Here is a 24,284-nt window from a genome sequence, read left to right on the forward strand (position 1 = left end):
CCGGTGGGGGCACCGCCCGCTCGAGCGAAGCCGAGAGTGGGGGAGGGCGTGCCAAGCCCCGCGTCTGCGGCATGATCCGCCGGACAGGCCCTAGGTGTGCTGTCCCGGCACGTGGGTGACACGCGGGCGGCTGGAGCGGTCCCGCGTCAGCCGATCGACCGGCCCCCGGCCCTCCTGATCAGACATCCACGATGCCCCTGGGGTCACTCGGCGATGGTGGTGCCGTCGTTGACCGCTGACATGCCGACGCGAACGGGGAGGGAACATGCACGGAACCCTCGCCACGCAGGCCCACGCGTTGCGAGTTACCCATCTCGTGGGCCTGTTCAGACACGGATCGGCCTGTTCAGATGCAGATCACGATCTTTCCTCGGGTGCGTCCGCGCTCTGCGTGCGCGTGGGCGTCGGCGATCCGCTCCAGGGGGTAGGCCTGTTCGATACGAGGTGTGTAGCGGCCTTGCCCGCCCAGTTCCGCCGCCGCGGACAGGAGAGTGGAATCGTTCTCCGCGTTGACCACATGCGTGCCCAGGCGCTGCCCGCCCACGTGGTCGGCGACCGTCGCGACGCGCTTCGGGTCACCTGTGATCGCGACGAGGTCGTCCAGGGAGCCGGAGGCCGCGGTGTCGAGCACGATGTCGACGCCATGCGGAGCGAGCCTGGTGAGGCGCCGTGCGAGGCCGGGGCCGTAAGTGGTGGGAAGGGCGCCGAGAGAGGTGAGGAACTCGTGGTTGCGTTCACTGGCTGTCCCGATCACAGTGGCACCTTGCGCCACCGCGATCTCGACCGCCGCACTGCCCACGCCTCCGGCGGCGCCCTCGACGAGAAGGGTGCGCCCCGCGAGGGAGCCGAACGCGTTCAGTCCACCCATCGCGGTCGCTGACGCGAGACCGGCACCAGCGGCCTGCTCGTCGTTCCACGTGGCGGGGGTGTGCGCCCAGGCCGAGAGGATGAGCAACTCTGCGGTCGCCCCAGTGACACCGCCCAGTCCGAAGACCCGGTCGCCCATGCTCACCCCCCGCACCCCGTCGCCGATCTCGTCGACCACACCGGCGCCGTCGCGCCCGGGAATGGCGGGCAGCTCCAGGGGAATCAGCTCGCGCAGGGCGCCGGCGCGCAGCTTCCAATCGATGGGATTGACGCTGGCCGCCGCGACGCGGACACGGATCTCACCGGGCCCGGGGTGGGGGTCCGGGGCCTGCTCGATCACCAGGCTCTCCGCTCCGCCGTATTCGTGGAACCGTGCTGCGCGCATAATGGTCTGCCTTACTTCGACGGGCCGGAATGACGTGTTCATCCGACGCTCGTCACCCTAGAACCTGACGTTGACGTGAGGTGCAAGCCGCAACTGCCGCCCGGCTGGAGGAGGGCAGGCGCGGATGGGTGAGGTTGCCGAGCGGGCGGGGGTCCGCGTGGGAGCCTGCGCCACTACCAGGGATCACGCCGCCCGTCACGGTCGACACCCATGTGCCCTCGGACGGGCTCGGCGATTCCGGCACGACGCGAGGACTGCCGTGCGCACGTGAACCGCGTGTACGCGCTCGTGTCCGCCACCGGGTCGTGATCAATCTCGGCGCCGGCAACGGTTCGATCGGCCCCAGGGCTGCCCCCGGAGCCGGCATTGCTAGCCTGAACCTGACGTCAACGTGAGGTAAGAGCGGGGAGGGAGTGGCCTGCGTCATGCGCATCGGACAGCTCGCCAGGCGGTCAGGGGTCAGCGTGCGGGCCCTGCGCTACTACGAGGAACAGCGGCTCCTGGAATCGACGCGGACGCCCGGTGGGCAGCGTGACTATCCCGACGAAGCCCTGGAGCGCGTCCAGCTCATCCAGGACCTCTTCGCGGCCGGCCTCTCCAGCCGTACCGTCGTCGAACTCCTGCCGTGCGTGAGCACCGGCGTCGCGACCCCCGCCATGCTCGCCCAGCTCATCATCGAACGCGACCGCATCGCCGCACGCATCCAGGACCTGACCCGGGCCAAGACCAAACTCGGCCGCGTGATCGAGAATGTGACCGCGGCGAACGTGGCGCAGGACTGATCAACCCGTCGCGAGGGGTGGGGCCCCGACCTGTCCGGCATCCACCGGGCACTGGCCGGTTCCGAAACCCCGCGGCACGCCGGCCACGCCGACATCGTGCGAGAACTCATCGACGGAACCCGGCGTGCTGCACTGAGGGGCCGGACGCTCCGCCGACACCTTGCACCCGTGGGTCAGAGATGGGAGTCCGGGGCCTACCGCACTGGGACGACGTCCGTAGCCCTTCGATCCGAAGGCGAAGGCAGTCCGCATCGTCGCCCAGATGTATGTCAGTGGCCGCTTCTAGGATTGGCGGAGGGGACAAAGATCCACTGAGCGGGCAAGGCGGAGGCACGGGCGTGACACAGCTGGTGGGTAGATCGGCGGAACTCGCCAGGCTTGACGACCTGCTCGCGCGCCTGGACCGGCCTGAGGCACCGGCGGTCGTCGACATCGCCGGTGAACCCGGCATCGGCAAAAGCCGCTTGCTCGGCGAAGTATGTGCCCGGGCCCGTCAGGAAGGATTCACGGTGCTTCGCGGCCGGGCTACGGAGTACGAACAGCACGTCCCTTTCCAGGCTTTCACCGATGCGCTCGCCGATGTCGACCCCGGCGTCATGGCCGCTGACCCTGCCCTCCCCGAACTGGACTTGATGCTGCACGGCATCCGACAGCCGCCGGGCGATCGGTCCGCATCGGGCGCCGTGGCCCGCTTCGGGCTGCATCGTGCGATCACCGCGTTCCTCGCGCGCCTGGGCGGGCGCGGTGTGGTGCTGGCCATAGACGACCTGCACTGGGCGGATCCAGCGTCGCGGGAACTCGTGGATCACCTGATCCGGCACCCTGCCCGCGGCCGCGTCCTGCTGGTGGTGGCACGGCGGGTCCGGCAGACCCCCATGTCCCTGACCGCGACGCTGGCGCGCGGCACCGACAGCGCAGACGTACTCCACTTCGCTCTGGGGCCGCTCCCCGAGCAGGAGTCCATCCGTACGTTGGCTTCAGATGTCCCCGAGTACCGGGCAAAGCAGCTGTACGCCGCCAGCGAGGGCAATCCCCTTTATCTGCTCGCACTGTTGCACGCGTACCGGGACGGAGCGTCCCTGCACGGCATCACGGCGCATTCCGACGCGACGGACGCGATCGGAGTACCTGGCGGGCTCGCAGCCCTGCTGCTCGACGAGCTGACCACGCTGACCGCGCCGCAGCATCGTGTCGCCGAGGCGGTGGCAGTGCTTGGCGACCGTGCCACACCCGCCATGGTGACCGAGGCCATCGGGCTGCCGGTCCAAGCGGTAGTGGAGGTGGAGGAGCAGATCCGCGCACTGATGGCGCGGGATGTGCTGCGCGCCGGGCCGGGCGGCCGATGGGCATTCCGTCATCCGCTCGTGCGGGCACTGGTCTACGAGAACATCGCGCCAGAGCGGCGTACCGACCTGCATCGTCGGGCCGCGAGGGAACTGGCCCGCAGTGGTGTTCCCGCCACCGAGCGGGCCCACCACGTCGAACGGTCGATGACCGCCTGGGATGCCGAGGCTGCGGCAGTGCTGCAAGAGGCTGCCGCGAAGTGCGCGGCGACCGCGCCGGCCACCGCCGCCCACCTGCTGCACGTCGTCCTCGGACATATGCCGGACACGCCCGACCACGCCCGACGGCGTGGCGAACTCGTCCTGGCGCGTGCCCAAGCTCTCGGCGTCAGCGGGAACCTCCGAGAGAGCCGGGACCTGCTGCACGACCTGATCGAAACGTCGGGCAATGATCTACCCGTGCTCCGTGCGGAGGCCGTCGCCTGGTGCGCGGTGATGGAGCGGCACCTCGGCCACTCGCCTGAGGCAACCGCCCTGCTGCGCCGGGAGCTGTCCCGCCATCCGAGCCCGTCGCCCGGCCAGGCGGTCTCCCTGAGGCTCGCCCTCGGCATGTCTGCCCTGCTGACCGCGTCCTATCCCGAGGCGCGCACGGATGTCGCAGAAGCGGTCTCCATCGCCCGTGCCGCCGGCAACTCCGCGGGTGAGGCGGCGGCCCTTGCCCTGGCGGCTCTGGGAGAGGCGTACGAGGGCGAGACGGAAGCGGCTGCCCGATTCACCGACGCCGCATCCCGGCTGGCGGATGCGCTGACCGACCCGGGCCTCACGGATCTGTGTGAGTCGTTGGGATGGCTGGCCTGGGCGGAAGCATTGCTGGAGCGCTATCCCGACGCGGAACGGCACTTCACCAGGGGGCTCGATGTCGCCCGACGCGGTGGCCGGCTGCACGTGCTGCCGCATCTGCTGACGAGCAAGGCCTTCGTCCACCTCAACACCTGCCGCCTGCCCTCCGCGCTGGAGGCAGCCGAGGAGGCGGAGACACTGGCTCGGGCCGCGGGCAGTTCCGATCTTTTGGCGTTCACCCTGGCCATCAAGACGCTGGTGCTGCTGCTGGGCCGTCCTTTCGGGGACGTCAGTGCCCTGGCCACCGCTGAAGAGGCTGTCGCGGCGACCAGTGGTGGCAAGGGCTGGTGGTCCGCCCTTGCGTGGTGCATGCTCGGGCACGCGGCGTTCGTGAGCGGGGACCCCCACCGCGCGCAGGAGGCCATCATGACGGCCGGCGGTGGCCGTGAACTCCGCCTGCTGCAGCCGTCGATCCGTCCGGGCCAGCTGGACACCCTCACGGGCGCCGCACTTGCCGCCGGTGACGTCGACCAGGCCGGACGCTGGGCCGAGCAGGCGGCGCGCGAGGCCGACCAGCTCGGTCTCGACGGCCAGCGCGCAGGCGCCTTGCGAGCCGAAGCCTCGCTGGCCGAGCACCGTGGCGACACCCGCGGGGCTGTTCGTCTCCTCGAAGCGGCCGCACAGGAATACGTCCGCTGCGGCCAGAGCCTGTGGGAGGCGTACGCCCTGCTGCGCACGGCGCCCTTGGCACAGCGCACCGGGCAGGGCACGCGCGCTGCCGCCATGTGGCACCGCGCCCACCGGATCGCTGTCGCCGGCGGCGCACGCCTGCTCGTGGACCTGGCCGAGTTGATTCGTCCTCAGACGATGTCTCAGGCGCCTGCGGTCCCAGCGGAACTGGCCGAACTGACGGCACGGGAACGCGAGGTGGCCGGACTGCTCGCGGAAGGTCTGAGCAACCAGGACATCGCCGCCCGACTCCACCTCAGCCGGCGCACCGTCGAAACGCACCTGTCCTCGATCTACCGCAAGCTCTCCGTACCGTCCCGCTCGGCGCTGACCCGCCTCATGACCCGCGTTGGGCTGGGAGCCGGCTCGTGAGTGGTCCGGTACGCCGTGTGAGTGAGGTGTGACCTTGCGGAGCGCAGCGTTGACGACCGCGCCTTCACATCGAAATGGCGGACGGGGCCGGCTCGTCGTCGGGGGCCCCTTCGGCCCACTGTTCCTTCTCCCCGCTTTCGGCTCGTCCGCGCTCCGCGGGCCCGTGTCTTTCAGCGGCCCCCTGGCCGACTGTGCCCTGCACGTTCCTGGGCCGCGCCGATGATCCGCACCGCGCCTCCGCCCGTGTAGTTACGTATTTGATTACGTAGTTCTACTGGAGCCCGCCGCGATGCGGCGTTGGGAGACTCGTTCCACGAGCTTCCTGACGGAGTCGTGGTGTCACGCCGAGGAAGCCTGCTGCCTCTTGACTGGGCAACCGCCGCCGGCGGCCCAAGGGATAGCGACCGCTGTCCAGTCAGTTGAGCCCCGCTGAGAATGGGAGAGTCTTCCGTTGGTTTCCAAGGTTCGTGTCCTTCTGGGCATGCTCGTGCTCCTGGCGCTGGCCATCGGCGCCATCGCCCTGCTCGCGGCGATGAAAGCCGGTGCCGTCTGGTTCACGATCGTTCCTCTCAGCATCCTCTTCACCGGCTCGACCGTCGCCCGGATGTCCGGATGGTTCGACAAGAAGGCTGGGTGACGGACCTGGCGGCTCACCTGTCGCACACGACGCCATCTGCTGCACCCGGTGACCATCCGACCAGGAACACGGATGGCGGAGGCAGTCGGCGCCGAGAAGGTCGAGGCGTCCTGCTTCCACCACCAACGGGCCGAGCGCCTGGGCAACGGCCTGACCACGGCGGCCACAGCCGACGACGGCACCATCGAAGCCCTGGAACTGCCTTCCTCACGAGGCTGGTTCGTGGCGGTGCAGTGGCACCCGGAGGACACCGCGCGCCATGACCCCTCTCTGCGGAAACTGTTCAGCGCTCTGGTACGTCATGCCGGCTCAGGCTGAGCAGCCCGGCCGGCGCGGCTGCGGCCCGCCGACACCCGAAGGAAACGACCTAGTCCTCGTCCTCGTCGTCCAGGCGGGCGAGCCATGTCGCCAGTCGTTCCACCGGAACCTCGAAGTCGGGATTCAGGTCGACGAACGTGCGGAGCTGCTCGGCGAGCCACTCGAAGGTGATCTCTTCCTCGCCGCGCCGCTTCTCCAGTTCTTCGATGCCTCGGTCGGTGAAGTACATGGGGATGGTGCTCCGTGGTGTCAGTGCAGGGGTAGGGCCGCTCCCGTGGGGGAAGAACCCTCTCCCTTGGGAAGAGTGGTGCCGGCTTCCCGTCCGGGGAGCCACGACAGGACAGGTAAAGGATAGGCGCAGGGAGCGCCGGGCCCGCCGGCCTGCCGGCGGGCGGGGCGATGCCACGGGGAACGGGGGAGCGTGGAATGGGGCGGGAAGCGACGCGGGTGGCGCGGATCGAGTTGCCGGACGGCACGCCGGTCTGGGCGCGGATATCGGGGGCCGACGAGCTGGCCGTGCCGCCGGGGGAGCTGTCGTACACGGACACCGGGTTCGCCGAGCGGGTGGAGGCGAGCGTGGAGAGCCTCCACTCGCTCGTCACCGGTGTCGCGCGCTCGCTGGCCGGTCCGCTGCGGGCGGTGCGGCCGGACGAGGTGAGCGTCGAGTTCGGCATCGAGCTGACCGCGAAGGCCGGGAAGGTCGTGGGACTGCTCGCGGACGGCGAGGCCAAGGCCGGCATCACGGTGACCCTGACCTGGAACGGCGGCGGCCCGCCGGACCCCACGGTTCCCGTCCTGGACACACCGCCGACCCCCGACCCGGCCCCGCTCCCACCCCCGCCGCCCGACTCACCTCCGCCCTCGCCCCCCGGCCCGGGCTCGGCTCCGGCTCCTGGCTCGGCTTCGGGTGGTGGCGCGGCTGCGGTTTCCCGGCCGAGCCCGGCTTCCGGCCCGGCCGCGACCTCCGGTCCTGGCCCGGCTGCGGCTCCCCGCTCGTCCCCGGCTGCCCGCCCTGGCCTTGGCCCGGTTCCCAGCTCTGGCCCGACTCCGGCCCCGGTTCTCCGCGACGTCCGGAACCCTGCCCCGCCGCCCTCCGCTCCAGACACCCCGACAAGCTCGCGTTCCGCAACCGCCGTAACCGCCGCAAGCACCCCCGCCCCTCCAGGCCTCCGCGACACCCCCCGCGCGGGCGCGTCCCCCGGCGTGCGGGGGCATGGGGGCGCCCGGTGGGTCGGCGGCGGGGGGCGGATATGACGGACGGGCACGGCGGGGGCGCATCGTACGGTGTCCATGCCGCCCACCATGCGCTGCGTGAACTCGTCCTGGCGGCCACCGTGCGCATTCATCACACGGGTGTCGGGTATGCCCTGGACGAACCCGGCACCTTTCTCGGCAGCGGATTCTTCATCGCCCCGAACTGGGTTCTGACCTGCGCACACGTGGTGAACGGCGGGGAGGGGGACGAAGTGGCGGTGGTCTACCAGACCGACCCCGGCCAGGGCCCCTGCGTCGTCCCCGGCCAGGTGGCGGCCACCCTCCCGGAGCACGTCGAACGCCCACTGCCCGGCGGCTGGCCGGCCCCGGACCTGGCCCTGGTCCGGCTCCGCGAACCCGTCGGCCACGACTGCGTGTACGTCTCCGAGCGGCCCGCCGCGCACTACGGCGAGGGCCGCGTGTTCTACGCGGGCTGGACGGTCACCGGAGGCCAGCTGCAGATCCTGGACGGGTTCCTCTCGGTGCAGGGCACCATCGGCGGCTGGTCCGCGGGGGTGCAGATGCGGATCGGGCAGAACGACCTCCCACCCGGTGTCTCGGGCGGCCCCGTGATCGACCCGGTGCGCGGCGAGGTCGTCGGCGTACTGAAGTCGCGCGCGGCCCACGGGACGGGCGGCACCTCCACGGGGATCGAGCGGCTGCGGACGCTGCAGGCGCCGCCGGACGGCGTGCGGACCGAGCACGACGACGTCTACCAGGCGGTCTTCCACGCCCACGACCGCTACCACCGCGACCGGCAGCAGCCCTCGGACTCCCGGCGCCCCACCTGGGCCGATCTGCAGGGCGAGCTCGGGGCCCGCCCCGGCCGCACGCTCGGCCCCGAAGAGCGCGGCGAACTGCTCGGCCGGTTCGCCGACCTGCCCCCGCCGGTCACCACCCGCAGCCTGCTCGACATCCTCGACTCCCTGCCGAACTTCCAGCTGCCCACCCTGGTCCCGGCGCCCCGAGGCTGGCGGGACGGCCTGGGGGTGCTGTACGAGAACGCCCGGCACGACGGCGCGCTGAAGCTCGTACTCGACTACGCGATGCAGGTCATGGCCGCCGAACGCCCGGCCACGCCCAGCCTGCTGGAGGCCGAACAAGCCCTGTGGGAGTGGGTGAAACAGACGTCGACGGGCCTCGACAGCGGCTACCGCCACGGCCTGGCCCGGCGGCGCGCCGAGTGGCTGGGGCAGCGTCGCGGCACCGGGACGCCGGTGTGGCCGGCCGGGGAGCGGCCGGCCACGCCCGGGCTGTCCGTGCTGCTCGAGGTGCTCCCCAGGGGCTGGGAGCCGGACCGCTGCGACTGGTCGGTCTCCGTGGCCGCCCCGGACGGCGACGTGACCCGTCTGCACGAGGAGGAGCGCACCCTGCTGGAGGACCTTCCGGCCCGGGTCGCGGCCCCGCTCGCCGAGGCCTTCCGTCGCTGTGACGAGCCCGGGCGTCCTGTGGCGCTGCACGCGGCGCTGCCGCACCCGCTGCTCGGGCTGGCCGTGGACGAGTGGCGGCTGCGGCCGGACGGCCTCCCCCTGGGCGCCGAACGGCCCGTCGTCGTGCGCTGCTGCGACCGTGACCAGCTCCCCGGCGCCGGTGAGCCCGGGATGCCCGGCACGCAGTGGAGCGGCGCCGAGGAGGAGACGGAGCGCCGGGACCGCTGGCGCCGGCTGCACGCCCGGGACGCCGGGACCGAGGTGCTGGACTGCGACGACGGGGTGCGCGAGCCGGTGCCGGCCGTGGCACGACTGCGCGGCCTGCCACCCCGTACCGTCCCGGTGCTGTGCCGCTACGGCGACCGGCGTTACGAGGACGACGCCGCCGCGCTCGGCCGCATCCTGCACGCGGGCTTCTCGGTGGTCGTGTGGCGCCGCTGGCACAGCCGGCCGGACGCCGTGTGCGGGGAGTTCCACCGGGGGGTCAGACAGGTCGTCGACGACGGTCACGGCGCGGCGTTCCTGCCCGACCTGGTGCACGGGCTGCGCGTGAAGCGGTACGCGGGGCTCACGGAGGCCTACTGGGCCGATGGAATAGCACTCCTGTACGACGACCCGCATCAGCCCCTGCCCGGAACCGGAGATCTCCTGGAGGCCCCCTGATGCAACGCGCCCGAGCGCCTTTCGGCCTCTTACCAGCTTCCCAGCGGGTCGATACCGTGATGCACGTTCGACGGCTGCCGTGGCGGACGAGTGACGACGAGGACCGGACATGACGGAATCCAGTGAGTGGCTCATCTACCGGGGCGCCGGAGAACCCCACGACGGAATGAGCCGGCTGCCTCCGCCGCCGCCCTGGCGGGACTTCGCCGGCCGGGACACCGCGGACGGCGGCGACGGCTCCCGGGAGCGGGACGGCGACGGCTCCCGGCAGCGCAGACTGGGCGCGCACCGGCACCTGGCGGAGCTCCACCGGCCCGGCGCCGAGGAGCTGGAGATGATCAACGCGGCGCTCTACCTGCGCCGCCCCCTGCTCGTCACCGGCAGCCCCGGCGCGGGCAAGAGCACACTGGCCCATTCGGTGGCGTACGAACTGGGGCTGGGCGACGTACTGCGCTGGTCCATCGTCAGCCGCTCCGCCCTCCAGGACGGCCTGTACCACTACGACGCCATCGCCCGGCTCCAGGACGTCCAGATCGCCGCGCAGGGGGGCTTCGGCGCGGCGGCGGGCAGCCCCGGCTCCGTGGAGGCCATCGGCAGCTACATCCGCCTCGGCCCGCTCGGCACCGCCCTGCTGCCCTCCGACACACCGCGCGTGCTGCTCATCGACGAACTCGACAAGAGCGACATCGACCTGCCCAACGACCTGCTGAACGTGCTGGAGGAGGGCGAGTTCGAGATCCCGGAGCTGCAGCGCATCGCCGACCGGCTGCCGGACGGCGAGGCCGAGGTGCTCACGGCCGACGGCGCCAAGGTCCGGATCCGGGACGGCCGGGTGCGCTGCCGGGCCTTTCCGTTCGTGGTGCTGACCAGCAACGGGGAGCGGGACTTCCCCGCCCCGCTGCTGCGCCGCTGCATCCACCTGGAGCTGGGCCGCCCGGACCACAACCGGCTCGCCACGTTCGTGCGCGCCCACCTCGGCGACGAGGCGGCCCGCGCCGGCGACGACCTGATCACCCGGTTCCTGGAGCGCTCGCGCAGCGAACTCCTCGCCGCCGACCAGCTGCTGAACGCCATCTACCTCACCGACGCGGCCGCACCGCCCAGCCGCGACCGACTCGCCGACCTGCTCATCCAGCGACTCGACCGCCCGAGGTGAGGCGCTGATGCCCGACGCCGAGGCGCCCCACGGTCCCCCCGGCCCGGACCGGGCGCCGCAGACCCCTGCCCCCGAAGGCACCGCCGACCCGATCGCCGAACTCGTCGCACGGTTGCGGCTGGCGGGGCTCGACCCGGACACCGAGGGGCTGAGCGACGCCCTGTGGCTGGCCCGCTGGGCGCGGCCGGCACAGGCGCCCGACCCGGACGGATCGCCGCGGGCCGGCGGGGCGGCGCCCACCGGCGGCACCGGGAAGCCTTCGCACCTCGACACCCCGGGCCCGACGAAGGGCACCCCGCGGCCCGAGCCGCCCGCACCGTCGTCGTACGGCATCCGGGCCGACGGAAGCGTGCCCCTGTACCCGCCGACGCGCGGCGGGGCGGGACGCGGGCGGGCATCGGGCCGTGCCTCGGCGCTGCCGGTCGGGGTGCCCGTGGCCCCCGTACTGCCCGCACCCCTCGAACTCCAGCGCGCCTTACGGCCGTTGCAGGGCTACCGCAGCGCCGCACCGCCGCTGCGCAAGGAGCTGGACGAGACCGCCACGGCCGAACTGAGCGCCCGCGCGGGGGGCTTGGTGATCCCCGTGCACCGGGCCGTGACCCGCGCCGACACCCGGCTGCAGCTGGTGCTGGACGCCTCACCGTCCATGCGCGTATGGGACCGCATGTTCGCCGAACTGGAGCAGATCTTCGGCCGGTTGGGCGCGTTCGGGGACGTCCAGGTCAGCCATCTGCACGAGGGGCCGGACGGCGACCCGCTGGTCAGCCGCAGCCCCGACGCGCACACGGCCCCGCTGCACGCGGCGGACCGGCTCAGCGACCCGACGGGCCGCCGGATCACCCTCCTGGTGAGCGACTGCGCGGGCCCGCTGTGGCGCAGCGGCCGCGCCCACCGGCTGCTGCACCACCTGGCCCGGCAGGCCCCCGCCGCGGTCCTCCAGCCGCTCCCGCAGCGCCTGTGGAGCCGCACCCGGCTGCCGGTGACGTACGGCGAACTCACCCGCGGCGCGACCCTGGGCGGCGCCGCCGCGCTGCGGGTGCGAGGCCCGGCCGGCGCCGTGGAGCCGCGGGGCGGCGGCCTGCCCGTCCCCGTGCTGCCCCCGGAACCGGTGGCCCTCGGGGCGTGGGCCCGGCTGCTGTCCGGGGCCGGCGCCGCCCCGGTCTCCGGCGCCGTGGGCTGGGTACGCGCGGACCAGCCGCCCGCGCCGGCCGCGGGCCCGGCCGGGGAGCGCTCCTGGGCGCAGCGCCTCGGCCGCTTCCGCTCCACCGCCTCCCCGGCCGCCGGCCGGCTCGCGGGCTGCCTGGCGGCCGCACCGCTCTGCCTGCCGGTGATGCAGCTCGTCCAGCGCACGATGCTCCCCGACTCGGGCCCGTCCGAGCTGGCCGAGGTGCTGCTCAGCGGACTCCTCACCCGCGCGGGCGACAGCTACGGCGACGGCGGCGCCCAGTGGTACGAGATGCAGCCCGACGTACGGGAGGCCCTGCTGTCGACCCTCGGCCGGGACGAGGCGGTCCTCGTCCTCAAGCACTGCTCGGAGTACATCGAGCAGCGCTACGGCAAGGGCGGCCCCAACTTCCCCGCCCTCGCCCTGGCCCAGCTCGGCGACGGCGACGGCGACGCCGGCGGCGCCGGACGCCCCTACGCGCCCGGCGGCTCCTACCCCGGCGACCCCGGCGAACACGGCGACCCCACGCTCGTACCGCAGCCCTTCGCGGAGGTCGCCGCGCGCGTGCTGGAGAGGTTCATGCCGCTGCCGGAACAGTTCGCGGCCTACGGCGGCCGTCCGGCGCCCGGTACGGCCGGTCCCCGCTCGGCGACGCACCGGGCGGTCACCCGGGCCCGTTCGCTGATCACGCGGTTCGACGACGAGCGCATGGTGCAGGACCTCATCGACGCCGTACAACTGCTGCGCGGCGCCACCGAGCACGAACGGCCGCCCGGCTCCGACCCGGAACTGTGGGCGGAGTACGCGCGGTGCACGCTGCGGCTGTGGGAGGTGCAGGGCGGGCCGGAGCTGCTGCGGGAGGCGGAGCAGGCCGCGGAACGGGCCGTCGCGCACCCGCACGCGCTGCGTGAACGGGCCGTCCTCGCGAGCGTGCTGCACGCCGCCGCCGTGGACCGCAGACGGCACGGGGACCACCGCGGCGCACTGGACCTGCTGCGCCGCGCCGACCGCGAGTACGCGGTGGCCTGCGCGGCCCCCGACCTGGCACAGGACGAGGCCCTGAAGCTCACCCTGGAACGCGTCGGCGCTCTGGAGGCACAGTGGCGGCTCGGGCACGACAGCGCGCTGCTGCAGGGCGCCGTGGGCATGCTGGAGGCGTTCGCCGACGCCTGGCCGGACCGCCGCCGGCGCCCGCCCGAACTGCCGCTCGCCCACGGGCGGATCCTGCTCCGCCTGGCCGACGCCACGGCCGACCCCGAACAGGCCCGCGGCCACGCCGAGCAGGCCGCCCGGTCGCTGCGGGACGCGCTGGACACCGCCGCCGAGGCCGGTACCGAACAGCCACCGCGTGAGGGCGTGCGCATCCGGCTCGACCTGATCGACGCGCTGCTGGCCTCGGGCGGACCCCTGGACGAGGCGCGGGACCGGGTCGAGGAGGGGCTCCGGCTCACCCGGGAACGGGGGCTGCGCTCGGCGCTGCTGGTGCGCTCCGGACGTATCGGCGTCGCACGGCACGGCGAGTCGGGCGACCCCCGCGAACTGCGGCTGGCCGCCGACCTGTTCGAGCAGGCCGCCCGTGGCATGCCGCGCGACGAGCCGGCCCACGCGGAGGTCCTCGCCGAGTGGGGCGGGGCGCTGCTGCGGCTGGCCGCCCTGGAGACCGGCGGCCGGGCTTCCGGCCCGCTGTCCCAGGCGATCCGGGTGCTGCGCGAGTGCCGCACGGAGACACCGCCCGGTGACCCCCGGCTCGCGCACCGGCTGCTGTCGCTGGGGCAGGCGCTGATGGCCCGCTACGGCACCCGGGGCGACCCGGTCGACCTGCGCGAGGCGGAGCACCTCTTCGGGCTGGCCGCGGCCGAGGCGGGCGACGCGCTGTCAGCCGCACGCTGCCTGCTGGAACTCGGCAAGACCCGGTTCGAGACGTACCGCAGCCTCGGCCGGACCACCCGGCTGGACCCGGCGGTGGACGCGTTCCGGGACGCCGCCCAGGCCGCGGGGGACGCGGAGGAGACGGCCGAGACCGAGCGGCAGCGGCTGACGGCCGTGGAGCTGCACGCTCAGGCACACCACTGGCGGGGTAGGACCTATGAGGCGGCCGCGCGCCCGCGTGCGGCCCGCGAGGCCTACCGGTCGGCGCGGGCGGAGTGGCAGCGGATGCCGCAGGACGGCGTCGGCACGAGCGAACCCACCGCCGAGGAGACGGCACGCAGGCTGGCGGAGCTGGAATGACATGGGGGAGAGCATGAGCGTGGAGACCACGGAGCAGGTGTCGGAGCCGGTGGGGGACGAGCCCCTGCCGGATGTCCTGTCGATGAACCTGACGGAGCTGAGGACGGTCCGGCATCCCGTGCTGCGCGAGGTCCTTGAGGATCTGCGGGAGCGGGCCACCCGGCCGGGCGAGACGCTGTGGGGGTTCACCAACTCCCTTTGACAGAGACGGTATCCGGTCAAATCCCTTTGCCGACCAGTGAGTTCAGTTTGCCCGTGGTCCGCTCGGGAATGCGGCCCCTGGACGGCCGAGGGCATGGGGGTGGCTAAGTGTCGTACGGCGTTGCTCGCGCTGTCCCGTTCCCCTTCCGGCAGTTCATCGTGAAGATGCACGGCCGCTGCAACCTCGCGTGCCGTTACTGCTACCTCTACGAGGGACCCGACCGGTCCTGGCGCGACCGCCCCCGGGCCGCGTCCCCCGCCGTACTGGACCGGACCGCCACCCGCATCGCCGAGCACGCGAGCGCGCACGGCCTGACGGCGGTCGGCCTCGTCCTGCACGGCGGCGAACCGCTCCTGGCCGGCGCCGGCACCCTGGCCCGCTTCACCGCCACGGTCCGTGAGCGCGTCCGGCCCGGGACCTCCGTCCACCCGGTCGTCCAGACCAACGCCACCCTCCTCGACGAGCGGCGCCTCACCGTCCTGGCCGCCGCCGGCATCCGTGTCGGCATCAGCCTCGACGGCGGCCTGCCCGGCCACAACACCCAGCGCGTCGACCACGCCGGCCGCCCGTCCTGGCCCGCCGCGGCCCGCGGGGCGCGGCTGCTCGCCGACCGCTTCGCCGACTCGTACGCCGGCATCCTCACGGTCGTCGACCCGACGCTGGACCCGGTCGAGACCTACGAGTCGCTGCTCTCCCTGCGTCCCCCGGCGCTCGACCTGCTGCTGCCGCACGGCAACTGGTCCGCGCCGCCGGCCCACCACGGCGAAGAGCGCCACGGCCGGTGGCTGTGCGCCGTCTTCGACCGCTGGTGGGACGCGGGACGGCGGGAGACCAAGGTCCGCCTCTTCGAGTCGTGCATGGCCCTGCTGCTCGGCATGCCCGCCGCCACCGAGTCCCTCGGCCTCACACCGTTCGAAGCGGTCGTCGTGGAGACGGACGGATCGATCGAGCAGGTCGACTCGCTGAAATCCTGCTACGAGGGCGCGGCCGAGACGGGGCTCGACGTCTTCCGGCACGCCTTCGACGAGGTGCTGCGCCACCCGGGGGTGGCGGCCCGGCAGGCGGGCGAGGACGCGCTGGCCGCCGGGTGCCGTGCGTGCCCGTTGCTCCGGGTGTGCGGCGGCGGCCACTACGCCCACCGCTACCGGGCCGGACACGGCTTCGCCAACCCCTCCGTCTACTGCGCGGACCTGCAGCGATTCATCCGGCACGTGGCGCGACGGCTCACCGAGGACGCGGCCCGTGCACCGGCCGCCTCCTCGGCCGAAGGAGGCACACCGTGATACTCCCGTCGCTGCCCGACCACGCCCTCACCGAACTGGGCCGCACCGGCGGCAGCCCGGAGACCCTCGCCCTGCTCGCGCGGGACCAGGACACCCGGCGGCTCCTCGTCCTGCGCGCGGTCCTCGACGGCGCGACGGCGTCGCCGGCCTGTTCCCCCGGCGCACGGCAGCGGCTCCGGGAGGACTGGGCACTGCTGGAGGAGGCCGAGGCCGCGCGGACGGGCCCCCGCGGACGGGCCCCGTCGACAGCCGGCCCCTCCGGCCCCGCCGTCCGCACCGGCCTCCTCCAGCCGCTCCTCGGTTCCTGGGCCCAGCGCGTCCTGCACACCCTGGAGGCCGCGGACGGCGACCCGCGGGGGCAGCGGGACCTGGCCGCCGGCCTGGACCACTTCGGCGCCGTGACCGCGGCGATCGCCGCCCGCGCCGGAACGCCCTTCGCCGTACGGCTCACCGCCCACGCCGGAACACTCGTGCTGCCGTCCGTCGGAGCGCTGCACACGGACGATCCGGGGCCCACGCCGGTCGACACCGTGTGCCGCGGCGGCCGGCTGACCCTGCGCCGGCCGGGTGCCGCCGATGTCGTCGTCCACCTCGAGGACGGCGTCGGAGCCTGGTCCGGCTCCCGCGCCTGGACCTCCGCGTACGCGCTGCCCGGTCTGCTGCCCGGCACCGGCCCGGTCCCGTTGGACGACCTGGACCCGTACCGCACCGTGCACGGCGGCCCCCACTACTACGGCCTGAGCGGCCCGGTCACCCTCGACGACGCCGCACGCAAGCACTGGCTCCAGGCATGGACGGGCACGGCGACCGCCCTGCGGCTCGGCGGCGAGGGGAGGCTCACCGAGGCGGCGGCCCTGCTGCGCTGCCTGGTACCCCTCGCGGCGCCGCCGGGCCAGTCGCCCGACGGCCGCTCCCACGGCGCGTGCAGCGCCACCCGCCCGGAGGCCTTCGGAGCGGTGCTCAGCAGCACACCGCCGAACGCCACCGCCTTCGCAACGACGCTCGTGCACGAACTGCAGCACGCCAAACTGGCCGTGCTCGGCATGATGGTGACCCTGCATCACTCGGACGGACGAGCGCGGTACTTCGCGCCCTGGCGCCCCGAGCCGCGCCCCTACGAGGGCCTGCTGCAGGGCGCCTACGCCCACCTCGCGCTCGCGGACTACTTCCAGCGCCGCGCACTGGGTGAAGCGGACGCCGCGCGCCGCGACGAGGCCTGGGGCCGGTTCGCGGGCTACCACGCGAAGGTGACGGCGGCTCTGCCGGCACTCGTCGGATCGGACGATCTCACCCCGAGAGGACGGCAGTTCGTCGAGGTCATGGTCGACACCCACGAGCGGATGGCCGCCATCACCGTCCCCAGGGCCCACGTCGTCAGGGCCCGCGAGTATGTTCGAGCCGCCCGCCGTCTGTGGGTGCAGCGTCACGCGGTGGATGTGCGCCGCTCGCGTGAGTGAGGCGCGGATGCGCGCGCACCACGTTGCGTCCGCCAGGTGGAGATCGTTGTGTCGGCGGGCAAGGATGCGTCCACGAGCATCGGAGCAGGCGCGCGCACGCGCCTTCCCCGGGCCGTGCACAGCTTCTAAAATCGCGAGCGGGAGGCCGCTGCATGTCTGGAACGCGTAGGCCGGTCGGGTCAACCGGGAGGGGGACCGCGAAGCAGACCGTCACGATCAGCTTCGCCGGGTTCAACCGGGCCTGGGCGGCCTGGATCGGGGACCGTCTGGAGCGGCGCGGCCTGCGGGTGGTGTACCTGCGCTGGGACGCGCCTCCCGAAGTCCCTCTGGTGGAACTGCTGCGCGACCTGAGCCTGGCCGAGGGCCGCGTCCTGATCCTGATCAGCGACTGGTACTTCAAACTCGGCCCGCGCACCTTCGAGGAGTGGAACGCGGCGCTGCGCGAGGTCGTGGCGCCGGACCCCTCGCGCTTCGCGGCCGTCTCGGTGACCACCGCCTCGGTCCCCACCGCCACCGCCGTCCTCGCACCCGTCGATCTCGTGAGCACCGGCCCGGACGAGGCCGAACGGCGTGTCGTCGAGCGGCTCGGCCTGACGTACGAACCGCTGCCGGAGACCGCCGAGAACCGGCGCGGACCGCGTTTCCCGTCGGCCATGCCCGAGGTGTGGGGTGGCGTACCGCGCCGCAACACCCGCTTCACCGGGCGCGAGCCGCTGCTGAACGAGGCCTACCACCTGCTGAACAGCAGTGAGCCCGGCGCGGGCGTGCTCACCTTCTACGGCATGTCCGGGGTGGGCAAGACACAGCTCGCCGCCGAGTACGTCTACCGGTTCAGCTCCGAGTACGACGTCGTGTGGTGGATCAACGCCGAGAAGCGGGTCACCTACCGCCGCGTGCTGGCCGAACTCGCCCCCAAGCTCGGCCTGTCGACCGGCGCCGAGTACGGCGAGCGGCTCCGCGCGGTGCGTGACGCGCTGCGCCGGGGCGAGCCGTTCTCCCGGTGGCTGCTGATCCTCGACGGCGCGGACGAGCCCGACCAGATCTGGGACCTGGTCCCCACCGGCCCCGGGCACGTGCTGATCACCTCCCGGAACCCGCAGTGGGGCGACCACAACAGCCGCCTGCTGCAGATCCCGGTCTACGCCCGCGACGAGTCGGTGGCCTTCATCCGGCGCCGCGCGCCGCGCCTGTCCGAGGCGGACGCCGACCAACTGGCCGAGGCCCTGGAGGACCTGCCGCTGCTGCTGGACCAGACGGCCGGCTGGCTCAACGACTCCGACCTCTCCGTCGAGGACTACATCGCCCTCCTGGACGGCGGCATCGACCAGGACGTGGTCAGGGTCTCCGCCGACTTTCCGGTCGCCTTCCAGACCGCCTGGTCGATACTGCTGAACAAACTCCGCGAGACCGTCCCCGAGTCCGTCGACCTGCTGCGTCTGTGCACCTTCTTCGCGCCCGGCTTCATCCCCGTACGGCTGCTGCGGGAGATGCCGCTGGACGACCTGCCCGAACAGCTCACCGGGCTGCTCGAGGACCCGCTGCTGTGGAACAGAGCCATCAACCAGCTGCGCCAGTACTCCGTGGTGCGCCTGGAGTCCCATGACGTGGGCGCCGACTCCGGTGCGTCCTCGGGCGAGTCGCTGTACCTGCACCGCATGGTCCACCAGATCGTGCGCAGCGACATGCCGGAGGCGGACCGGCAGGAGTTCGTCGACGTCGTGCGACGCGCCCTGGCGACGGCCGACCCCGGCCGCGCCACGGACACCCGCCTGTGGGACGCCTACGCGGAGATCGTGCCGCACCTGAAGTACGCGGACGTCCTGGGCAGCAGCGACCGCACGGTGCAGAACCTCGTCCTGAACTGTCTGCGCTACATGTACTTCGCCGGCGAGTACACCTCGGGCATCAAACTCGGCGAACGCGCGCTGCAAGCCTGGCGGTCCTTGCTCGGCGAGTTCCACCCCAGGATCTTCGACCTGATCTACCAGTACGCCAACCTGCTGCGCGCCTCCGGCGACTACGAGCGCACCGAGGCCATCGAACGCGAGGCCGTGAACCGCCTGCGCGAGGAGCGGGGCGAACGGGACCTGGACCATCTGCGGGCGGCCGGCGGCCTGGGCGCCGACCTGTGGGGCCTGGGCCGGTACGACGAAGCGCTGGAGCTCTACCAGTGGCTGTACCCGACCTACCGCGACCTGCTGGGCGAGGAGGACTCCCGCACCCTCAACGCGCTCCACAACCTGGGCTTCACGCACCGGTTGCTCGGCCACTACCAGCAGTCCCTCGACATCGACAAGACGACCCTGGAGATGCGCCGCCGGCTGCTGAAGGCACGGCACCCCTGGGCGCTGTTCTCGGAGAACTCCTACGCCATCGGGCTCCGCCTGCTGGGCCGCTACGCCGAGGCCGAGTCCATCCAGACGAAGAACGTCCGCGAGAGCCGCCTCGTCATGGGCGCCGACAACCCGCAGACGCTGCGGGCCGAGCACAATCTGGCGCTGTGCCGGCTCCGGGGCGGTGACCGGGCGGGCGCCGGAGCGATGCTGGCCCGCGTGCTGGAACGCTACGAGCGCACGGTGGGCGACCGGCACCCGCAGACGCTGGCCGCCGCCGTCAGCCAGAGTTGCTTCGCCCGTGAGCACGGCGACATCGACCAGGCCCGCGAGGCGAGCGAGTCCGTCCTCGCCCGCTATGAGCAACTGCTCGTCGAAGGGCATCCCTTCATCGCGGGAGTCCGCGGCAACCAGGCGCAGATCCTGCGCATGGTCGGCGAACGGGATCACGCGCACGTGCTGGCCGAGCAGGCACTGGCCGACATGACCACGGCGGTCGGGGAGAACCACCCGCACACCCTGGGCTGCGCCATCAACGCCTCCGCCCTGCGCAACCTGGTGGGCGACACGGAGGGAGCCGCCGCGCTCAGCCGGGACACCGTCACCCGGGCGACGGAGTCCCTCGGCCGCACCCATCCCCTCACCCTCTCCGCACGGGTGGCCCACGCCGCCGACCTGCGTGGCCTGCGCAACGTCCAGCAGGCCGAGAAGGTGGAGCAGGAGGCCCTGTCCGACCTGGAGGCCACGCTCGGCAAGCAGCACGTCCACACCCTCTCGGCCCGCTCCCGCAACAGGCCGTACTGGGACTTCGAACCGCATCCGACCTGAGCGGCCGCACACGCCGAAGGGCCCGGCCCCGGAGAACTTCCGGGGCCGGGCCCTTCCGTACGTGCGGTCGCGTACGTCCGGCGCCGACCGGACCTACGCCTCGAACACCTCACGCACCAGCTGCTCCTGCTCGGCCTGGTGCCGCTTGGCGGAACCGACGGCCGGGGACGAGGAGTGCGGACGCGAGATCCGGCGCAGGCGCTCGCCCGCCGGGATGTCCGCGCCGACCGCCAGGTCCAGGTGGTCGATCAGGTTGAGGGCGATGAACGGCCAGGCACCCTGGTTCGCCGGCTCCTCCTGGGCCCACAGGTACTTCTCGGCGTTCGGGTACTTCTTGATCTCCGCCTGGAGCTCGGCACCCGGCAGCGGGTACAGGCGCTCGATACGGATGATCGCCGTGTCCGTGATGCCGCGCTTGGTGCGCTCGGCCTCCAGGTCGTAGTACAGCTTGCCGGCCACGAACACGACCTTGCGGACCGCGGCCGCGTCCACCGTCGAGTCGCCGATGACGGGGCGGAACTGACCCGACGTGAACTCCTCCGTCTTCGACGCGGCGGCCTTCAGACGCAGCATCGACTTCGGGGTGAAGACCACCAGCGGCTTGTGGTGCGGGTTGTGCACCTGCCAGCGCAGGAGGTGGAAGTAGTTCGACGGCAGGGTCGGCATCGCGACCGTCATGTTGTTCTGCGCGCACAGCTGCAGGAAGCGCTCGACACGGGCCGAGGAGTGGTCCGGGCCCTGGCCCTCGTAGCCGTGGGGGAGCAGGAGCGTGACACCGCTCGTCTGGCCCCACTTCTGCTCGGCCGCCGAGATGTACTCGTCCACCACCGTCTGCGCGCCGTTGACGAAGTCGCCGAACTGCGCCTCCCACATCACGAGCGCGTCGGGGCGGGCCAGCGAGTAGCCGTACTCGAAGCCCATGACCGCGTACTCGGACAGCAGCGAGTTGTAGACGTTGTAACGCGCCTGGTCCTCGGCGAGGTACTGCAGCGGGGTGTACTCCTCGCCCGTCTCGCGGTTGATGAGGACCGCGTGCCGCTGGCCGAAGGTGCCGCGCTGGGAGTCCTGGCCGGACAGCCGGACCGGGGTGCCCTCCAGCAGCAGGGAGCCGACGGCGAGGGTCTCGCCCATGCCCCAGTCGATCGTGCCGTCCTCGACCATCGTGGCCCGGCGCTGCAGCTGCGGCAGCAGACGCGGGTGCACGTGGAACGTGTCGGGGATGTTCACCTGGGACTCGGCGATCCGCTTCACGACCTCGGAGGAGATCGCGGTGTTCACGGCGACCGGGAACTCGGCCTGCGGGTCCGACACCGGGCCGGCGCTCGGCTGGGCGGTGACGGCCTCGCGGACCTCGGTGAAGACCTTCTCCAGCTGGCCCTGGTAGTCCTGCAGCGCCTGCTCGGCCTCTTCCAGGGTGATGTCGCCGCGACCGATCAGGGACTCGGTGTACAGCTTGCGCACCGAGCGCTTCTTGTCGATCAGGTCGTACATCAGCGGCTGGGTGAAGGCCGGGTTGTCCGACTCGTTGTGACCACGGCGGCGGTAGCAGATGAGGTCGATCACCACGTCCTTGTTGAACGCCTGGCGGAACTCGAAGGCGAGCCGCGCCACGCGCACGACGGCCTCGGGGTCGTCGCCGTTCACGTGGAAGATCGGGGCCTCGATCATGCGGGCCACGTCCGTCGCGTACATGGAGGAACGCGAGGACTCGGGGGCCGCGGTGAAGCCGACCTGGTTGTTGATGACGATGTGGACCGTGCCGCCGGTGCGGTAGCCGCGCAGCTGCGACATGTTCAGGGTCTCGGCCACCACGCCCTGGCCCGCGAAGGCCGCGTCGCCGTGCAGGGCCACCGGCAGGACCGTGAAGTCCGTGCCGCCCTTGTTGATGATGTCCTGCTTGGCGCGGGCGATGCCCTCGATGACCGGGTCGACGGTCTCCAGGTGGGACGGGTTGGCGGCCAGCGAGACCTTGATCTGCTCGCCGTCCAGACCGGTGAAGGTGCCCTCGGCGCCCAGGTGGTACTTCACGTCGCCGGAGCCGTGCATCGACTTCGGGTCGAGGTTGCCCTCGAACTCGCGGAAGATCTGCGCGTACGACTTGCCGACGATGTTGGCGAGGACGTTCAGCCGGCCGCGGTGGGCCATGCCGATGACGACCTCGTCCAGACGGGACTCGGCGGCGCTGTCGAGGACCGCGTCCAGCAGCGGGATGACGGACTCGCCGCCCTCCAGGGAGAAGCGCTTCTGGCCGACGTACTTCGTCTGCAGGAAGGTCTCGAAGGCCTCCGCCGCGTTCAGCCGGCGCAGGATGCGCAGCTGCTCCTCGCGCTCCGGCTTGGAGTGCTGGCGCTCGACCCGGTCCTGGATCCACTTGCGCTGCTTGGGGTCCTGGATGTGCATGAACTCGATGCCGGTGGTGCGGCAGTACGAGTCGCGGAGCACGCCGAGGATGTCGCGCAGCTTCATCATCGACTTGCCGGCGAAGCCGCCGACGGCGAACTCGCGCTCCAGGTCCCACAGGGTGAGGCCGTGCTCGGTGATGTCCAGGTCGGGGTGCTTGCGCTGGCGGTACTCCAGCGGGTCGGTGTCGGCCATGACGTGGCCGCGGACCCGGTAGGAGTGGATCAGCTCGAAGACACGGGCGGCCTTGGTGACGTCGTCGTCGTGCGACGCGTCGATGTCCCTGAGCCAGCGGACCGGCTCGTAGGGGATGCGCAGCGCCTCGAAGATGTCGTCGTAGAAGTTGTTCTCGCCGAGGAGCAGGTTGGCGACGGCGCGCAGGAACTCGCCGGAGGCGGCGCCCTGGATGACCCGGTGGTCGTAGGTCGACGTGAGCGTCATGACCTTGGAGACGCCGAGCTTGTTCAGGGTGTCCTGGCTGGTGCCCTGGAACTCCGCCGGGTAGTCCATGGAGCCGACGCCCATGATCACCGACTGGCCGGGCATCAGGCGCGGCACGGAGTGGACCGTGCCGAGGCCGCCCGGGTTGGTCAGGGAGACCGTGACGCCGGTGAAGTCGTCCATCGTCAGCTTGTTGTCGCGGGCGCGACGGACGATGTCCTCGTAGGCCTGCCAGAACTCGAAGAAGTTCAGCGTCTCGGCCTTCTTGATGGCGGCCACGACGAGCTGGCGGTCGCCGTTGGGCTTCACCAGGTCGATGGCCAGGCCCAGGTTGACGTGCGCCGGCTTGATCAGGGTCGGCTTGCCGTCCTTCTCGCCGAACGACCAGTTCATCGACGGCATGGCCTTGATGGCCTGCACCATCGCGTAGCCGATGATGTGCGTGAAGGAGATCTTCCCGCCGCGGGCCCGCTTCAGGTGGTTGTTGATGACGATGCGGTTGTCGAACAGCAGCTTCACCGGGACCGCGCGGACCGAGGTGGCGGTCGGCAGCTCCAGCGACGCGTTCATGTTCTTGGCGACCGCGGCGGACGGGCCGCGCAGCGTCACGAACTCCGGCCCGTCCGCGGACGCGGCCGCGGGGGCCGCGGCGGCGGGCTGGGCCTTCGCCTTCGGCTGAGCGGGCGGCGCGGGCTGGGCCAGCTGCGCGGGCTTCGCGGCGGCGGGCGCGGCCGGGGCGGCCGGAGCCGCCGGGGCGGCCTGCGCCGGCTTGGCGGGCGCGGCAGGCGCGGCGGGCTGCGCGGGAGCACTGGCGGCGGGCTTCGGTGCCGCGGGCGCCGGAGCGGGCGCGGCAGCAGCAGCCCCGGGCTTGTAATCAGCGAAGAAGTCCCACCAGGCACGGTCTACCGAATTCGGGTCCTGGAGGTACTGCTGATAGATCTCGTCGACGAGCCACTCGTTAGGACCGAACGCGGCAGCGGGGTTCTTCCCGGCTTGGTCGTCGGTCGAGATGCTCGAGTTACTGGGGGACTGTGGCGACACGGCGGCAACCGCCCTCTTCCGCTTCACAAGGTGATGGACAGCGGGAATAAAGGCTACGCCTCCAAGACCGTGAAGGTCAGGTCGGGCCGGTTCATCGTCGCGTAAGTCACATGAAAAAGCGTGTTTCAGGGGTTGAAATGGCGGGAAACAAGCGTGGTTCACCTGAGGAACGGACGCCACGGTCCGGGC

Annotated in this window: 15 protein-coding genes; 12 read left to right on the forward strand and 3 right to left on the reverse strand. The window is 72.3% G+C overall.

The features are described 5' to 3' along the window. Positions 1-346 precede the first annotated feature (346 nt). On the reverse strand, positions 347-1,252 hold the full coding sequence (locus ACFY0F_RS31455; RefSeq protein ID WP_388801801.1) for an NADP-dependent oxidoreductase: 906 nt from the start codon (positions 1,250-1,252) through the stop codon (positions 347-349). Positions 1,253-1,677: 425 nt separating this feature from the next. Between ACFY0F_RS31455 and ACFY0F_RS31460 the strand changes: the two genes are divergently transcribed. The 4 genes from ACFY0F_RS31460 (at position 1,678) to ACFY0F_RS31475 (ending at position 6,213) form a co-directional block, all read left to right on the forward strand. Further along, complete coding sequence (locus ACFY0F_RS31460; RefSeq protein ID WP_388801804.1) at positions 1,678-2,034, forward strand: MerR family transcriptional regulator; 357 nt, start codon at positions 1,678-1,680, stop codon at positions 2,032-2,034. 338 nt (positions 2,035-2,372) lie between these two features. Beyond that, the gene (locus ACFY0F_RS31465; protein ID WP_388801807.1) at positions 2,373-5,258 is read left to right on the forward strand and encodes a helix-turn-helix transcriptional regulator; all 2,886 of its coding nucleotides are present in this window, start codon (positions 2,373-2,375) and stop codon (positions 5,256-5,258) included. A 481-nt stretch (positions 5,259-5,739) separates the two neighbouring features. After that, positions 5,740-5,895 (forward strand): hypothetical protein, encoded by a 156-nt coding sequence (locus ACFY0F_RS31470; protein WP_388801810.1) that lies wholly within the window; start codon positions 5,740-5,742, stop codon positions 5,893-5,895. A 39-nt stretch (positions 5,896-5,934) separates the two neighbouring features. Further along, complete coding sequence (locus ACFY0F_RS31475; protein WP_388802196.1) at positions 5,935-6,213, forward strand: gamma-glutamyl-gamma-aminobutyrate hydrolase family protein; 279 nt, start codon at positions 5,935-5,937, stop codon at positions 6,211-6,213. 49 nt (positions 6,214-6,262) lie between these two features. Here the strand turns inward: ACFY0F_RS31475 and ACFY0F_RS31480 are convergent, their stop codons facing one another. Beyond that, complete coding sequence (locus ACFY0F_RS31480; RefSeq protein ID WP_240118762.1) at positions 6,263-6,442, reverse strand: DUF6104 family protein; 180 nt, start codon at positions 6,440-6,442, stop codon at positions 6,263-6,265. A gap of 197 nt (positions 6,443-6,639) precedes the next feature. Between ACFY0F_RS31480 and ACFY0F_RS31485 the strand changes: the two genes are divergently transcribed. The 8 genes from ACFY0F_RS31485 to fxsT all read left to right on the forward strand — a co-directional run bounded on the left by ACFY0F_RS31485 (position 6,640) and on the right by fxsT (position 20,213). Continuing rightward, complete coding sequence (locus ACFY0F_RS31485; RefSeq protein ID WP_388801813.1) at positions 6,640-7,467, forward strand: CU044_2847 family protein; 828 nt, start codon at positions 6,640-6,642, stop codon at positions 7,465-7,467. Next, a complete protein-coding gene (locus ACFY0F_RS31490) occupies positions 7,464-9,560 on the forward strand; it encodes a trypsin-like peptidase domain-containing protein (protein ID WP_388801816.1) in 2,097 nt (698 codons plus the stop codon). Before ACFY0F_RS31485 ends, ACFY0F_RS31490 begins: the two co-directional genes overlap by 4 nt. A gap of 109 nt (positions 9,561-9,669) precedes the next feature. Further along, the gene (locus ACFY0F_RS31495; protein ID WP_388801819.1) at positions 9,670-10,716 is read left to right on the forward strand and encodes an AAA family ATPase; all 1,047 of its coding nucleotides are present in this window, start codon (positions 9,670-9,672) and stop codon (positions 10,714-10,716) included. A gap of 7 nt (positions 10,717-10,723) precedes the next feature. Continuing rightward, positions 10,724-14,110: an SAV_2336 N-terminal domain-related protein gene (locus tag ACFY0F_RS31500; protein WP_388801822.1), complete on the forward strand. Its 3,387-nt coding sequence runs from the start codon at positions 10,724-10,726 to the stop codon at positions 14,108-14,110. Positions 14,111-14,123: 13 nt separating this feature from the next. Beyond that, positions 14,124-14,312: an FxSxx-COOH cyclophane-containing RiPP peptide gene (fxsA, locus tag ACFY0F_RS31505; RefSeq protein WP_388801825.1), complete on the forward strand. Its 189-nt coding sequence runs from the start codon at positions 14,124-14,126 to the stop codon at positions 14,310-14,312. A gap of 164 nt (positions 14,313-14,476) precedes the next feature. After that, positions 14,477-15,595 (forward strand): FxsB family cyclophane-forming radical SAM/SPASM peptide maturase, encoded by a 1,119-nt coding sequence (locus ACFY0F_RS31510; RefSeq protein WP_388802199.1) that lies wholly within the window; start codon positions 14,477-14,479, stop codon positions 15,593-15,595. After that, positions 15,595-17,052 (forward strand): aKG-HExxH-type peptide beta-hydroxylase, encoded by a 1,458-nt coding sequence (locus ACFY0F_RS31515; RefSeq protein ID WP_388802201.1) that lies wholly within the window; start codon positions 15,595-15,597, stop codon positions 17,050-17,052. The genes ACFY0F_RS31510 and ACFY0F_RS31515 overlap by 1 nt, the downstream gene beginning before the upstream one ends. 152 nt (positions 17,053-17,204) lie before the next feature. Further along, entirely contained in the window at positions 17,205-20,213 is a 3,009-nt protein-coding gene (gene fxsT, locus ACFY0F_RS31520) for an FxSxx-COOH system tetratricopeptide repeat protein (RefSeq protein WP_388801828.1), read from the forward strand. Positions 20,214-20,306: 93 nt separating this feature from the next. Here the strand turns inward: fxsT and ACFY0F_RS31525 are convergent, their stop codons facing one another. Continuing rightward, complete coding sequence (locus tag ACFY0F_RS31525; protein ID WP_388801831.1) at positions 20,307-24,095, reverse strand: multifunctional oxoglutarate decarboxylase/oxoglutarate dehydrogenase thiamine pyrophosphate-binding subunit/dihydrolipoyllysine-residue succinyltransferase subunit; 3,789 nt, start codon at positions 24,093-24,095, stop codon at positions 20,307-20,309. Between the last annotated feature and the right edge of the window lie 189 nt (positions 24,096-24,284).

It is taken from the genome of Streptomyces sp. NPDC001544 (assembly GCF_042894285.1).
Lineage (GTDB): Bacteria > Actinomycetota > Actinomycetes > Streptomycetales > Streptomycetaceae > Streptomyces.